Here is a 12,695-nt window from a genome sequence, read left to right as displayed (position 1 = left end):
GAGAAGATCATGTCTGGCATGACCATCGAACAGCTGCGCACAGCCAATAGTACAGGGGGCGTGTCGAGCGTAACGCTAAAGGGGCAGGGCAATACGTTCCTGATCCAGATCGATACCCTCAGCGGCGGTGCGGCCCTGCTGTCCAAGGCTCGTAGCACTGAGCCTCGTCGTTTCGGCACCCCGCAGGCGGCCTTGAATGTATTGCGTGAGGTCGGCATTACTGTCGGGCATTTCGATGCCAGTGAGTACGACCCTACAGACAAGACGCCGTCTGCGGGTAATCGAGGAAGGGCCGAAGCCATGCGCAGTGCTCACGAAGCGGCTGCGTATAACAAGTGGCTGGCTGCCGAGATACAGGCTTCGGTGGATGATCCCCGGGAAGATAGTGCCCATGCCGATGTGATGGCTGAAATGGATGCGCAAATCGCTGAATTGTTGGCCGCCGACAAGAGAAATGACGTTTGAGTGAATCGCTTTACAGGTTGCACTGGAGGCCCAGTGCACGCGAGGACCTGCGCAAAATCATTGCGCATATCGGTAAGGACAACCCTGACAGGGCCGCCAGCTTCGGGCGGGAGTTACACAGCAAAAGCCTGACATTGATCGAGTTTCCCGAGATGGGGCGTCAAGGCAGAAGCGGTATATCTGCTTACAGGGAGCTAGTCCTGCATCCGAACTACATTCTTTTTTATCGGATACTGGCTGATTTGAAGGTCGTACAGATCGTACGGATCAAACACGTGGCGCGGCAAACATAGAGGCATCTCTGGCCTATTCATAATGGTTGAATACGACAAGGTTAAAGCTGCTTGCGACTCAGTGGCGGCATCTCTTTGCGGCTCAATCGCACAAGCATTCAACCCTCAGGCATCATGCCCCCACGGGGCGCAACCCTGACCATTTGAATAAGGAAAACCAGCCATGACCTCGATCTGGCGCACCAGCGGTTGGGTGCTTGTCGGCAGCGCATTGATTCTTGCGCTGTCATTGGGGATACGCCACGGCTTCGGCCTGTTCCTGTCACCCATGAGTGCCCAGTTTGGCTGGGGCCGAGAGGTGTTTGCCTTCGCCATCGCCTTCCAGAACCTGCTGTGGGGCCTGGCCCAGCCGTTTGCCGGCGGCCTGGCCGATCGCTACGGCGCGGGCAAGGTGGTGCTGATCGGCGGCGTGCTGTATGCGGCCGGGCTGATCTGCATGAGCATGGCCGATTCGCCCTCGACCCTGCTCATGAGCGCGGGCGTGCTGATTGGTATCGGACTGTCCGGGACCACCTTCTCCATCATCCTCGGCGTAGTCGGCCGGGCCCTGCCTGCGCAGAAACGCAGCATGGGCATGGGCCTGGCCAGTGCCGCCGGGTCTTTCGGCCAGTTCATCATGCTGCCCGGCTCGCTGGGGCTGATCGATGGCCTGGGCTGGTCCAAGGCGTTATTTGTGCTGGGCATCCTGGTGGCGCTGATCCTGCCCCTGGTGCCGATGCTCAAGGACAAACCCATGGTCAGCAGCGGCCCGCAACAGACTCTGGGCGAGGCCCTGCACGAAGCCTGCACCCACTCCGGCTTCTGGCTGCTGGCCTTCGGTTTCTTTGTCTGTGGTTTTCAGGTGGTGTTTATCGGCGTGCACCTGCCAGCCTATCTGCTCGACCAGCATCTGGCGGCGACCACCGGCACCACGGTGCTGGCGCTGATCGGCCTGTTCAATATTGTCGGCACCTACACCGCCGGCTGGCTGGGCGGGCGCATGTCCAAACCGCGTCTGCTCACGGCGCTGTATCTGTTGCGGGCCGTGGTGATCGCGCTGTTCCTGTGGTGGCCGGTGAGTACCACCAGTGCCTACCTGTTCGGCATCGCCATGGGCCTGCTCTGGCTGTCCACCGTGCCCTTGACCAACGGCACCGTCGCCACGCTGTTCGGCGTGCGCAACTTGTCGATGCTCGGCGGTATCGTCTTCCTGTTCCATCAACTGGGGGCGTTTCTCGGCGGCTGGTTGGGCGGGGTGGTGTATGACCGCATGGGCAGCTACGAGCTGATCTGGCAGGTCTCCATCGGCCTCAGCCTGCTGGCCGCCGCCCTGAACTGGCCGGTACGCGAACGGCCGGTGGCAAGGCTGCAGGCCCAGGGTGTCGCCCTGTGAACCGGCTGCTGCCGCGAATCCTGCTGCTGGCATTGTTGCTGGCGGTGATGCTGCTGGGCTGGTGGGGCTGGCAGCATGTCGGGTTGCGGGCTTTGCAGTTGGGCTCGAGTGTGTGTTGAGCGCTTTGATGCTTGACGGGGCGGGGTCGATTGCCAAGGCTCAGCTTTTACGCTGCAGTGTGTGATACCCCAATTCCGCCCGCGCCTCGCGCAGGGATTTGCCCTCAGCCAACAGCCCGCGAATCCACGCCTCGACCGCTTCGATGCCACGGGCGCATTCGGCGACTTCCCGGGCGTGCTCGCGCGGCACTATGACCACGCCGTTGGCATCGGCGACCACAATATCCCTGGCACAGACCCGCGCCTGGCCGATCGAAACCGGTTGGTTCACCGCTTCGACCTCGACCCGGTCCTTGCCGGTGCGCATGAAGCGACCCTTGCTGAACAGCGGGTAGTCGTCGCCCAGGGCCTTGTTCACGTCCCGGCAAACGCCATCGATCACGGTGGCGGCGATGCCTCGGCTGCCGGCGTACTGGGTCATGATGTCGCCCCACACGGTGCAGTCGGTACGGCCGTTGTTGTCGATCACGACCACATCACCGGGGGCCACGTCATCGACGAAATCGCCCACGGTGCCCGGCGGGGTGCTGGCGCTGACATAGCGCACGGTGAAGGCCGGGCCGACGATGACCTGGCGATAATCGGCCAGGGGCATGACGCCCAGGCATTGGCCGGGCAGGCCGAGCTTGTCCAGGGCGTCGGACACGCCGGGGGTGTCCAGGCCGTCGAACAACGCCACCAGTTGCTGATCTTGAGGGGACATGCATGCGCTCCTTTTCTGAGAGGTAAGAATTATTTCTTGGGCTGGGGTTCGGCGATGGTCAGCAGTACCACGAAACTGATGAACGAACCGATCGCCAGCCAGGCGAACACGTAGTTCCAGCCGTAGTGGTCCAGCAGCAGGCCGGTGATGAAGGGCGTTGCGGCGGCGCCGAACTGGCCGATCATGTTGACGATGGCGTTGGCCACCGGAAACGTCTTTTTCGTGGCCAGACCCATGGGATACGCCATGTAGGATGAGAACCCCAGGCTCAGCACCGCACCGGTCAACAACAGCAGCAGGCCGTAGGGCAGCGGGTCGGCAGGGGAGTGGATAAGCAGGTACATCATCAGCGCGGTGCCCAGGGCCGAGAGCAGCATGCCGGGCTTGCGACGTCCGCCCATCAACCGGTCGGAGCAGTAGCCGCCCAACAGGTTGCCGAGGACCGCACCGACCCAGGGCGCCGCCGAAGCCAGGCCCATATTGACGATGGAAAACTGTTTGACGTTCATCAGGTAGGTAGGAATCCAGGCCAGCAACACGCTGGAGACGCCGAGCTGGAAGCAATACGCGACGGCGCAGCCCCAGATATTCCATGACTTGAAGACCTCTCGGTTGCTGGTCAGGGGCGCTTCTTCACGCGTGCGGATCAGCACATCGAGCCGGCTCAGCCAGGCAGGCGGGGCCTTCTCTGTGACGGTTGTGGTTGCCGAGATGTTGTTCGGCGCAGGCGTTTCCAGGGTGATGTAGTCGAGTTCTGCCTTGTTGACGAAGCGGCTTTTACCGGGGTTGTCACAGACCAGGAGGTACCAGACGAACGACAAGACAATGCCGGGCAGGGCGAAGAAATAAAAGATCTCCCGCCAGCCCCAGACTGAAACGATCACCGCGCAGATCGGCGGTACGATCACCGGGCCGAACTTCACCGCTGACAGAAATATCCCCGACGCCGTGCCCTTTTCCCGGGCCGGAAACCAGTTATTGATGGTGGTGGTCATGCTGATCGGCAGTGGACCTTCCGCCAGGCCAAGGCCCAGGCGGTAGATCTTCAGGGCGAGCAGGGAACCGGCGGTACCGACCAGGCCGGTCAGCACCGAGGTCAGGATCATGGCACCGGGCAGGATCTTGCTCACGCCGAAGCGGCCGAAGGCGAAGCCCGCCGGCATCTGCGCCAGGGCATAGGCGAGCAGGAACATGCTGACCAGGCCGCCGGCTTCGGCGTTGCTCATGTCGAATTCCTTGCGGATAAACGGCAGGGCGAAGCCCAGGTTGGCCCGGTCGGCGGCGGCGATGGTGTAGATCAGGAAAATCAGCGCCGCGACGACCCAGCGGTAATGGCTGCGCACGGCGGGCTTGATGGCGTTTGGTAAGGACATGAGTCGGACCTTGTTCTTATAATGTTGTCGGGCCAAGTTAATGCTCGCCAATCCACAAAAAAAGCGACAAATAATCACCTCAATAGCCCACTTTTAGTGATCAGAAACGCCGTGGCAAAACCGCTGGATTGCCGTGCAGGCGGCGATCAGCGCCGTATCGTCCAGCGCGTAGGCAATGCGTATATGCGGCCCCAGGCCAAAGGCGCTGCCGTGGACCACGGCAACACTGGCTTCCTCGATCAATGCATGGGCGATGTCTTCATCGCTGTGCAACGGGCGCCCGCCAGGCGATGTCCGGCCAATTTGCCCGGCACTCACTCCAGACCGTTTTCAGTGCGGGACTTGGCGGCGACGGCCTTGCGCGGGGCCCGGCTGCCCACCACCGGGGTATAGCGGGTGTGGCCTTGCTCGATGGTGGCGATTGCGGCACGGCGCACATACGCTGGCGTATAGAAGTCCGGCTCGCCTGCGCACTGGGAAATGACCGTCGCCCGGCGGCCCGGCGTTCGCTGACCCGGTCCAATCCACGGGTGGACGGGCTGATCGCCCGGCTTCGGGGTAGGGGCTATTGAGCCGTCGTTCGTTGCCGCGTCGCCATCCAGCAGATCAACGACCCCGCCGTGACCATCAATGCGCCTTGCCAGAATTGCACGGTCAGCGCTGCACCGAGCCATAGCGCGGCGAAGGCCGAAGACAACACGGGCGCAAAGTAGGACACCGTGGCCAACAAGGTCATATTGCCGCGCAGGATGCCCAGGTTCCACAAGGCATAGCCCACGGCCATGGCGGCGCTGGCGCCCAACAATTCCAGGCTGCCATGCCAGGTGAAGTCGGGGATGACTTCACTGCTGATTGCGTATTTGCACCAGAGCACTGCGGCGGTGAGGAAGAACGACAGCACCAGGCCATTCTGGCTGCCGCCATAGCGCCGGGTGATATTGCAGTAGAGCGCCCAGATCACCGCGCCGCTGGCGGTAAGGCTGTAGCTCAGGGGATTGGACTGCATGCTGGCAACAATTGCGTGTAGCGACAAACCGTCGCCACTGACCACCCAGAGAATGCCGAACAACGCCAGAGCCGTGCCCGGAATGATGCTCCAGCGGGCTTTCTGACCGTTCATCACTATTGCCAGCAGCACGGTCAGGCAGGGCCACAGGTAGTTGACCACGCCCAGTTCGATGGCCTGGGTGTTGCTGTTGGCAAAGCCCAGCGACAACGACAGGCAGACCTCATAGGCCACGAACAGCACGCTGCCCAATAGAAAGTGAAAGCGGGAAAACGCATGCAGGCGCGGGCGTCCCAGCAGTACCAGCAGCAGGGCGGCGCCCAGGGAGTAGATCATCGCCGCCCCGGCCAGCGGCCCGAACAGTTGGGTGACGCTGCGGATCAGGCCAGTGGCCGTGCTCCACAACAGGATCGCGCCGATGCCGCAGGCGGTTGCCCGGCCTTCACTGATATTCGGCACCTCACAGCTCCATGAGCATTTCGTGCCAGGCCATGCCGCCGTGGTCCGACGCTGAAGGCTTGATATAGCGATAGCCCATGCGCCGGTACAGCTCGACGTGTCGGTCCTTGCACATCAGGTGAATGGTCTGCTTATGCATCTGCCGTTGTTGCGCGACGAAAGCCTGCATCAGTTGCGTCGCATAGCCCTTGCCCTGTTCGGCCGGATCGATCACCACCGACATGATCACCACGTTGGGCGCGGCCGGGTCATGGCCGATCAGTTCCTTGAACGGCTCGTCCGACATCTCCACGACATGGGCGCAGCCACTGTTGATGAAACCGATGATCCGGCCTTCCTGTTCCATGATCAGGAAACCTTCAGGGTACTGGGCAATACGCGTGGCGATTTTCGCTTCAGTGGCGGCTTCATCGCCTTCGTAGGCGGTTATTTCGATCTGATAGCAACGGGCAACGTCCGCCGGGGCGGCGTTGCGCAAGGTGAGGGTGGTCATGGCAGTGGCTTCTGTTCCTGACGTCGACGGGGGTCGATAAATGTCGGGGCAGGATACTGGCTCATCTGGCCAAAGCAAGGCCGAGATGTTGCGTTCTACCGCGAACTTGTGGGAGCCAGCAAGGCGGCTCCCACTCCCTGCACGAAGTCGCTCAGGCGTTAAGCGTCTGGTAATCGATATAGCCCTTGCGATCCCCGCCAAAGAACGTCGCAGGGTCCGCCGGGCTCATCGGCGCGCCGCTCTTCAAGCGTTCAACGAAGTCCGGGTTGGCCAGCACCATCTGGCCATAGGCTTCCAGGTCGGCAAGCCCCGCGGCCAGGTCGGCGCCGATCTGCTCACGGGCGCGGCCCGGCCGGTTGAGGATCAGCGTGCTGTTCCACAGCGTGCGGATCTCGTCCAGCAAAGACTCGTCGCCCTGATGCATGACGTGCAGGTAGGCCAGGCCCAGTTTGTCCAGTTCCGCCACCAGATGGCGATACAGCGCCGGACCTTGCTCGCCCTCATTAATGCCCCACAACGTGATGCCGGGCGACAGGCGGATGGCGGTGCGCTCGGCGCCGATTTCGTCGGCGATGGCCGTGGCGACTTCGATGGCAAAGCGCGCGCGGTTTTCGATGGAGCCGCCGTACTCGTCCGTGCGGACGTTGGCGCTGGGGGCAAAGAACTGTTGCACCAGATAGGCGTTGGCGCCGTGAATTTCCACACCGTCGGCACCGGCTTCAATGGCCCGGCGCGCGGCACGACGGAAGTCGGCCACGGTCTGACGGATTTCGGCCGTGCTCAGGGCGCGGGGTACGGGAATGTCCTGCATGCCGGTGGGGGTGAACATCGGTGTGTTCGGTGCAATGGCCGAGGGTGCGACGCCCTGACGGTGGTGAGGGGTGTTATCGGGATGGGACATGCGCCCGGCATGCATCAACTGGATGAACAAACGGCCGCCTTTGGCATGCACGGCATCGGTAATGGTTTTCCAGCCGGCCACATGGGCGTCGTTGTAGATACCCGGCGTGGTGAGATAGCCCTGACCATCGTCGGATGGCTGCGTGCCTTCGGACACGATCAGGCCGATGCTGGCGCGCTGGGCATAGTATTCGGCGGCCAGCTCGCCCGGTGTGCCGTCGAACTGCGCGCGGCTGCGGGTCATGGGCGCCATGACCAGGCGATTGGACAGCTCGATGTTGCCAACGATGGCAGGGGTGAAAGTCTGATTCATGATGATTTCCCAAAGTAAGTAGCGAGGGGCTCATCATCGCGCCTATTGTTTTTGGGATAAATATGGCCTTATGGATATGACTGATCCATTTTTGGAGCAATAAGGTGGAACTGCTGAACGATATGGCACTGTTCGTCGAAGTCGCCAAGGCCAAGGGCTTTCGCGGAGCGGCCGAGGTTTTGGGCATGCCCAATTCAACCTTGTCCCGGCGCATCAGCGCGCTGGAAAAGGCCATCGGCCTGCGCCTGTTGCACCGCACCACGCGCAAGGTCGAGCTGACGGAAGCCGGGCAGATCTACTTCGAGCGCTGCAAACGAATTGTTGATGAGGCGCGACTGGCCCATGAGCAACTGGGTGAGATGCTGGCGCAACCCAGTGGTGTGCTGCGGGTTTCGCTGCCCGTGGATTTCGCCATTACTTACCTGGCGCCATTAATAGCCGAGTTCGCCGACCTGTATCCGGGCATTACTTTCGATCTGGACCTGACTTCCCGGCGCGTCGATCTGGTCAGCGAACCCTTCGATGTGGCCATTCGCATGGGCGAGTCCGAAGACTCACAACTGATTGCCCGGCCATTGGCTGCGCTTACCTCGCACTTATATGCCTCACCGCGTTATCTGCAGACATCAGGAATGCCGCACGCTCCCGACGATCTGGAGCGACATCAATGCCTTGGCATCCTCAAGCCCGGAGCCTGGACGCTTAATGACGGTGCGCAAACGGTGTCGGTCAGGGTGGGTGGGCGCTTTATTGCCAACAACGTCGGCCTGCTCCGGCGCCTGGCTGCCTGTGATCAGGGCATCGTGCTGATGCCCGAGGAAATCGTCGCCGATGAGGTGGCGACGGGTCAGCTCTGCCGGATTCTGCCGCAGTGGAGCGGCACGCCGATGACCATCTATGCCATTACCGAAACCCGCCTGCTGCCGGCCAAAACGCAGCGGTTTATCGAGTTTTTGCGCAAGCGGTTGGCGTGAGGCGAGGGCATACACCGGTCCTGTGGGAGCGAGGCTTGCCCGCGAAAGCTTTCTGCCAGCCGCCGAAAAAATCTGCAGGTTCACTGGCCCCTTCGCGGGCAAGCCACGCTCCCACGAAAAAGAACTTGGTTTCCGCGCACAACACTAATTAGAATCAGTCTCATTTGCGACAGCCTTCGCTCCAGAGACTCTAGACATGACTGAAGCCGTAATGCCGACGGAGGCGACCCTGCATACCCTGTATCGCGACCATCACGGCTGGCTGGAAAGCTGGTTGCGGCGGCGCATGGGCAATGCCTGGGATGCGGCGGACCTGAGTCATGACACTTTCCTGCGGGTGCTGTCCAGCTCTCAGCAAATCGCCGATATGCGCGAACCCCGGGCCTATCTATTGACCGTGGGCAAGCGCCTGCTGAGCAACTTCTACAGCCGTCGCAGTCTGGAAGCCGCCTATCTCGAAGCCCTGGCCCAGATGCCGGAAGAGAGTGCGCCGTCCCCCGAGCAGCGCTGGTTGCTGCTGGAAACCCTGCAAGCCCTGGACGAACTGCTCGACGGTCTGCCGCCGCTGGTGCGCCGGGCGTTTCTGTTGAGTCAGCTCGAAGGCCTGGGCTATCGCGAAATCGCCGAGCGCATGGACCTGTCCGAGCGCACCATCAAGCGCTATATGGCCCAGGCCTATGAACATTGCCTGTTGGTGGACTGGTGATTCGCCAGGTCTCCAGTGCCGATCGCGAAGTCGCGCGGCGGGCGGCGCAATGGCTGGCGCTGTTGGAATCCGGTGACGCCAGCGCTGACGATCAGCGCGAGTTGCAGCACTGGCGCGACAGCAGCAGTACTCATGAGTGCGCCTGGCAGAAGGTCCAGCAACTGCGCCAGCGCTTCAGCGGCCTGCCGACCCACCTGGCCCTGGCCACCCTGGATCGACCGGATCAAGACCGCCGCGCCATGCTCAAGCGGGCTCTGGGCCTGGCCGCATTGGTCCCGACCGCCTGGCTGATCAGCCGGCAGCTGCCGGTGGATGTCTGGCGCGCCGACCTGCATACCGCTACCGGCGAACAGCAGCGCCTGACCCTGGCCGACGGCAGCACCTTGCAACTCGACACCGACAGCGCCGTCAATGTCGACCTGGGCAAGCGCCGCGTGACCCTGCTGCGCGGCGAGATTTCCCTCAAGGTGCCGGGCAGCGCCGCCTTGACCATCGATGGGCCATACGGGCGCATCGTGGTGAGTCAGAGCGAAGTCTGTGTGCGTCTGAATGCCGATGATTGCCGGGTCTCGGTGATCAGCGGCACGGTGCAGTTGCAGCCGCTGCAGGGGCCGAGCCTTGATGTGCGCGCCGGGCAACAGGTCAGCCTGCTGCGCAGCGGGGCCGGCCCGGTCAGCAGCTTCGATGCGCTGTTGCCCGGTTGGCGCGACGGTGTGCTGATGGCGCAGAACCAGGCCCTGGGCGACTTCCTGCGCGAGCTTGGCCGTTACCGCACCGGCCTGCTGCGCTGGGAGCCGGAGCTGGAAACACTGCGGGTCACCGGCAGTTTCCGCCTTGACAATACCGACCGGGTGCTCTCGTTGCTCGCGGCCAGTCTGCCGTTGGAGGTGCAGATGCGTACCCGCTATTGGGTCACCCTGGTGCCGAAAAAAACCACCACGCAAAAAAATATTTCATGAAGCCTGTCCCTTTTTTTCGCCTCACCGGTCATTCCAGGTAAGTGAACAAAATACGAGAGCTTCCCTCCATGTCCGCAGTATCGTCCTACCGCTTGCGTCCGCTGTTGCATTTCAGTCTGTTGCTGACCCTCAGTTCCAGTCCGCTGTTCGTCCCGCTCAGTTGGGCCGAGACGGCGGGGCGGCGCACTTACGAGGTGCCAGCCGGTAGCCTCGGTGCCGCACTGACCCGCTTTGCCGGGCTGGCCGGGGTCAATCTGTCGGTGGACCCAGCCCTGGTCAGCGGGCGCAACAGTGCCGGGCTGTCCGGCAACTACGGCGTGGAAGAGGGCTTTGCCCGGCTGCTGCAAGGCTCCGGCCTGCAATTGCTGCCGGTGGGCGATCAGGCCTACACCCTGACCCCGGCGCCGGAAGGCAGCGGCCTGCAATTGGCGCCGACGTCGATCATCGGTGCCAATGACAGCACCGACGGCCAGGCTTATGCCGGTGGCCAGGTGGCGCGCAAGGGCTCCCAGGGCCTGCTCGGTGGCAAAGACTTCATGGAAACCCCGTTCAGTCAGACCACCTACACCAGTGAGGCGGTGAAAAACCTGCAGGCGCGGACCCTGGGCGACCTGATCAACAGCGACCCCTCGGTGCGTGCGACCAACCCGGCGGGCGGGCGCTACGAGCAGTTCACCATTCGCGGCTTCAGCCTGTTCAACAGTGATGTGGCCTACAACGGCCTGTACGGCGTGTTGCCGACCTACACCATCGATATGGAAATGGCCGAGCGGGTGGATATCCTCAAGGGCCCGAGCCAGTTGATCAACGGCATCTCGCCACGGGGCAGCGTCGGCGGCGGCATCAACGTGGTGCCCAAGCGCGCCACCGACAAGCCCATCACCGAATTCACCGGCAGCTACGCCTCGAACAATCAGGTCGGTGGGGCAGTGGACGTGGGGCGGCGCTTTGGTGACGAAAACCAGTTCGGCCTGCGCTTCAACGGTGTCAAACAGTCGGGTGACACCGAGTGGGACCACCAGAGCGTCGACCGTGAAATGGCTGTGCTGGGCCTGGATTTCCGTGGTGATCGCCTGCGCCTGTCCACCGATATCGGCCATACCGAGCGCGATACCGATGCGCCCCAGGAACGCGTGCAGATCGGTGCCAATGCCAAGGTGCCCAACCCCAATGATGTGCGGGACAACTATGCCGAGGGCTGGAGCAAGGCGCGCACCAAGGACACCTTCGGCACGGTCAATGCCGAGTACGACGTCAGCGATTCGGTGATGGTCTATGGCGGTGTCGGTGCGCGTAAAAGCAACCATGACTTCCTTCGTCATGCCGTGGCGATCACCAATACGGCAGGGGACTTCAGCGTGCAGCCACGGGATTTCACCCGTGACGAGAACGTGCGCACAGGCACGGCGGGCGTGCGCAACTGGTTCCACACTGGCCCGGTCAGTCATGAGGTCAACCTGGCGGCCAGCTACTTCTATATGGACTTCGAAAACGGTGGCGCGCGTTATGCGGCGGCGCCCAGCAACCTGTTCAACCCGGTGCAGACGCCGACGCCGAGCAGGCCTGTGCGCTATGACCCGAAGGTCTACACCGAGAACCGCTTCAGCGGCGTGGCGCTGTCCGACACCCTGGGCTTCTTCGATGACCGCCTGTTGCTGACCCTCGGTGGGCGCTGGCAGCGGGTCAAGGTCGATGACTGGAGTGATGGCGTCAAAGGCGACACTGCCTATGACGAAGAAAAGGTTTCGCCTTCCGGTGGCGTGCTGTTCAAGGCCACCGAAAGCCTGTCGCTGTATGCCAACTACATGGAAGGCCTGAGCCAGGGCAAGATTGCGCCGTCGACCTCGATCAACGAAGACGAGATTTTCCCGCCATTTATCAGCCGTCAGGTCGAAGTGGGCGCCAAGTATGACTTCGGTCCTGTGGCCGTCACCGCAGCAGTATTCCGCATCAAACAACCGGCCTACGAGACCAACACTGCCACGCGCACCTTCGGCCCCAACGGCAAGCGCGAGAACAGCGGCGCGGAGCTGAGCGTGTTCGGCGAGCCGCTCAAGGGTTTCCGTGTGCTGGGCGGCGTCATGTACATCGACAGCAAGCTCAAGGGCACCGCCAACGGCACCTTCGACGGCAACCGTGCGCCTGCCACGCCTGAGTACAACGTCAACCTCGGTGCCGAATGGGATGTGCCGGGCCTGCAGGGCGTAACCCTGACCGGGCGCGGTATCTACTCCAGCTCACAGTATCTGGACCAGGCCAACAGTAAGGAAATCGATTCCTGGGAGCGCTTCGACGTGGGTATGCGCTACGCCTTCAAAGTCGACGACAAGGCCGTCACCCTGCGCGCCAATATCGAAAATGTGGCGGACAAACGCTACTGGAGCTCGGCCGGCGCCTCGGATGACAGCGAACCGGGCCTGACCCTGGCCACGCCACGGACTTATCTGTTCTCGGCGACGGTCGGGTTTTGATGGGAGTGTGTGCCGCCGGGACCGTAGAAGCGGCTTCAGCCGCGAGAGCGCACTCCCGGCTGAAGCCGCTTCTACGGGTAATAGGTCGG

General features: G+C 62.4%; 14 protein-coding genes and 1 pseudogene. 8 read left to right on the top strand and 7 right to left on the bottom strand.

Annotated features, from left to right (window positions below; translation table 11 throughout):
• The first annotated feature begins 9 nt into the window (after positions 1 to 9).
• From AC1Z24_RS20510 to AC1Z24_RS20495, 4 genes are all read left to right on the top strand, one after another.
• Positions 10 to 465 (top strand): antitoxin PaaA2 family protein, encoded by a 456-nt coding sequence (locus AC1Z24_RS20510; protein WP_483742449.1) that lies wholly within the window; start codon positions 10 to 12, stop codon positions 463 to 465.
• Positions 462 to 758 (top strand): type II toxin-antitoxin system RelE/ParE family toxin, encoded by a 297-nt coding sequence (locus tag AC1Z24_RS20505; RefSeq protein ID WP_483742448.1) that lies wholly within the window; start codon positions 462 to 464, stop codon positions 756 to 758. The genes AC1Z24_RS20510 and AC1Z24_RS20505 overlap by 4 nt, the downstream gene beginning before the upstream one ends.
• 163 nt (positions 759 to 921) lie before the next feature.
• Positions 922 to 2,130, top strand: coding sequence for an MFS transporter (locus AC1Z24_RS20500; protein WP_483742447.1), 1,209 nt, complete (start codon positions 922 to 924; stop codon positions 2,128 to 2,130).
• The gene (locus tag AC1Z24_RS20495; protein WP_483742446.1) at positions 2,127 to 2,249 is read left to right on the top strand and encodes a hypothetical protein; all 123 of its coding nucleotides are present in this window, start codon (positions 2,127 to 2,129) and stop codon (positions 2,247 to 2,249) included. The genes AC1Z24_RS20500 and AC1Z24_RS20495 overlap by 4 nt, the downstream gene beginning before the upstream one ends.
• Before the next feature lie 40 nt (positions 2,250 to 2,289).
• Here AC1Z24_RS20495 and AC1Z24_RS20490 read toward each other — a convergent pair whose 3' ends face one another.
• From AC1Z24_RS20490 to AC1Z24_RS20460, 7 genes and pseudogenes are all read right to left on the bottom strand, one after another.
• Complete coding sequence (locus AC1Z24_RS20490) at positions 2,290 to 2,952, bottom strand: RraA family protein (protein WP_483742445.1); 663 nt, start codon at positions 2,950 to 2,952, stop codon at positions 2,290 to 2,292.
• Between the two features lie 29 nt (positions 2,953 to 2,981).
• Positions 2,982 to 4,325: an MFS transporter gene (locus tag AC1Z24_RS20485; RefSeq protein WP_483742444.1), complete on the bottom strand. Its 1,344-nt coding sequence runs from the start codon at positions 4,323 to 4,325 to the stop codon at positions 2,982 to 2,984.
• 93 nt (positions 4,326 to 4,418) lie between these two features.
• Positions 4,419 to 4,637: pseudogene (locus tag AC1Z24_RS20480) on the bottom strand (aminotransferase class I/II-fold pyridoxal phosphate-dependent enzyme); the annotation flags it as partial.
• Between the two features lie 2 nt (positions 4,638 to 4,639).
• Complete coding sequence (locus tag AC1Z24_RS20475) at positions 4,640 to 4,762, bottom strand: hypothetical protein (protein ID WP_483742443.1); 123 nt, start codon at positions 4,760 to 4,762, stop codon at positions 4,640 to 4,642.
• A 128-nt stretch (positions 4,763 to 4,890) separates the two neighbouring features.
• On the bottom strand, positions 4,891 to 5,790 hold the full coding sequence (gene yddG / locus AC1Z24_RS20470; protein ID WP_483742442.1) for an aromatic amino acid DMT transporter YddG: 900 nt from the start codon (positions 5,788 to 5,790) through the stop codon (positions 4,891 to 4,893).
• Between the two features lies 1 nt (position 5,791).
• Entirely contained in the window at positions 5,792 to 6,283 is a 492-nt protein-coding gene (locus AC1Z24_RS20465) for a GNAT family N-acetyltransferase (protein WP_259109546.1), read from the bottom strand.
• Between the two features lie 151 nt (positions 6,284 to 6,434).
• Positions 6,435 to 7,496: an alkene reductase gene (locus AC1Z24_RS20460; RefSeq protein WP_483742441.1), complete on the bottom strand. Its 1,062-nt coding sequence runs from the start codon at positions 7,494 to 7,496 to the stop codon at positions 6,435 to 6,437.
• Positions 7,497 to 7,600: 104 nt separating this feature from the next.
• Between AC1Z24_RS20460 and AC1Z24_RS20455 the strand changes: the two genes are divergently transcribed.
• The 4 genes from AC1Z24_RS20455 (at position 7,601) to AC1Z24_RS20440 (ending at position 12,606) form a co-directional block, all read left to right on the top strand.
• Positions 7,601 to 8,470 carry a LysR family transcriptional regulator gene (locus AC1Z24_RS20455; RefSeq protein ID WP_483742440.1) on the top strand — a complete coding sequence of 290 codons (870 nt, stop codon included), beginning with the start codon at positions 7,601 to 7,603 and terminating at the stop codon, positions 8,468 to 8,470.
• 196 nt (positions 8,471 to 8,666) lie between these two features.
• Positions 8,667 to 9,176, top strand: a complete 510-nt coding sequence (locus AC1Z24_RS20450; RefSeq protein WP_483742439.1) for a sigma-70 family RNA polymerase sigma factor — start codon at positions 8,667 to 8,669, stop codon at positions 9,174 to 9,176.
• The gene (locus AC1Z24_RS20445; protein WP_483746674.1) at positions 9,173 to 10,135 is read left to right on the top strand and encodes a FecR domain-containing protein; all 963 of its coding nucleotides are present in this window, start codon (positions 9,173 to 9,175) and stop codon (positions 10,133 to 10,135) included. Before AC1Z24_RS20450 ends, AC1Z24_RS20445 begins: the two co-directional genes overlap by 4 nt.
• A gap of 68 nt (positions 10,136 to 10,203) precedes the next feature.
• Complete coding sequence (locus tag AC1Z24_RS20440; protein WP_483742438.1) at positions 10,204 to 12,606, top strand: TonB-dependent siderophore receptor; 2,403 nt, start codon at positions 10,204 to 10,206, stop codon at positions 12,604 to 12,606.
• The last annotated feature ends 89 nt before the right edge of the window (positions 12,607 to 12,695 follow it).

It is taken from the genome of Pseudomonas sp. JL23 (genome assembly GCF_056933585.1).
The sequence above is the reverse complement of the archived record's forward strand: the minus strand, read 5'-3'. Positions and strand labels throughout refer to the sequence as shown.

Bases quoted from the DNA above. Each gene is read 5' to 3' on its own strand.
- AC1Z24_RS20510 (WP_483742449.1), top strand. From the start codon at position 10: ATGTCTGGCATGACCATCGAACAGCTGCGCACAGCCAATAGTACAGGG.
- AC1Z24_RS20500 (WP_483742447.1), top strand. From the start codon at position 922: ATGACCTCGATCTGGCGCACCAGCGGTTGGGTGCTTGTCGGCAGCGCA.
- AC1Z24_RS20490 (WP_483742445.1), bottom strand. From the start codon at position 2,952: ATGTCCCCTCAAGATCAGCAACTGGTGGCGTTGTTCGACGGCCTGGAC.
- AC1Z24_RS20485 (WP_483742444.1), bottom strand. From the start codon at position 4,325: ATGTCCTTACCAAACGCCATCAAGCCCGCCGTGCGCAGCCATTACCGC.
- AC1Z24_RS20465 (WP_259109546.1), bottom strand. From the start codon at position 6,283: ATGACCACCCTCACCTTGCGCAACGCCGCCCCGGCGGACGTTGCCCGT.
- AC1Z24_RS20460 (WP_483742441.1), bottom strand. From the start codon at position 7,496: ATGAATCAGACTTTCACCCCTGCCATCGTTGGCAACATCGAGCTGTCC.
- AC1Z24_RS20450 (WP_483742439.1), top strand. From the start codon at position 8,667: ATGACTGAAGCCGTAATGCCGACGGAGGCGACCCTGCATACCCTGTAT.
- AC1Z24_RS20440 (WP_483742438.1), top strand. From the start codon at position 10,204: ATGTCCGCAGTATCGTCCTACCGCTTGCGTCCGCTGTTGCATTTCAGT.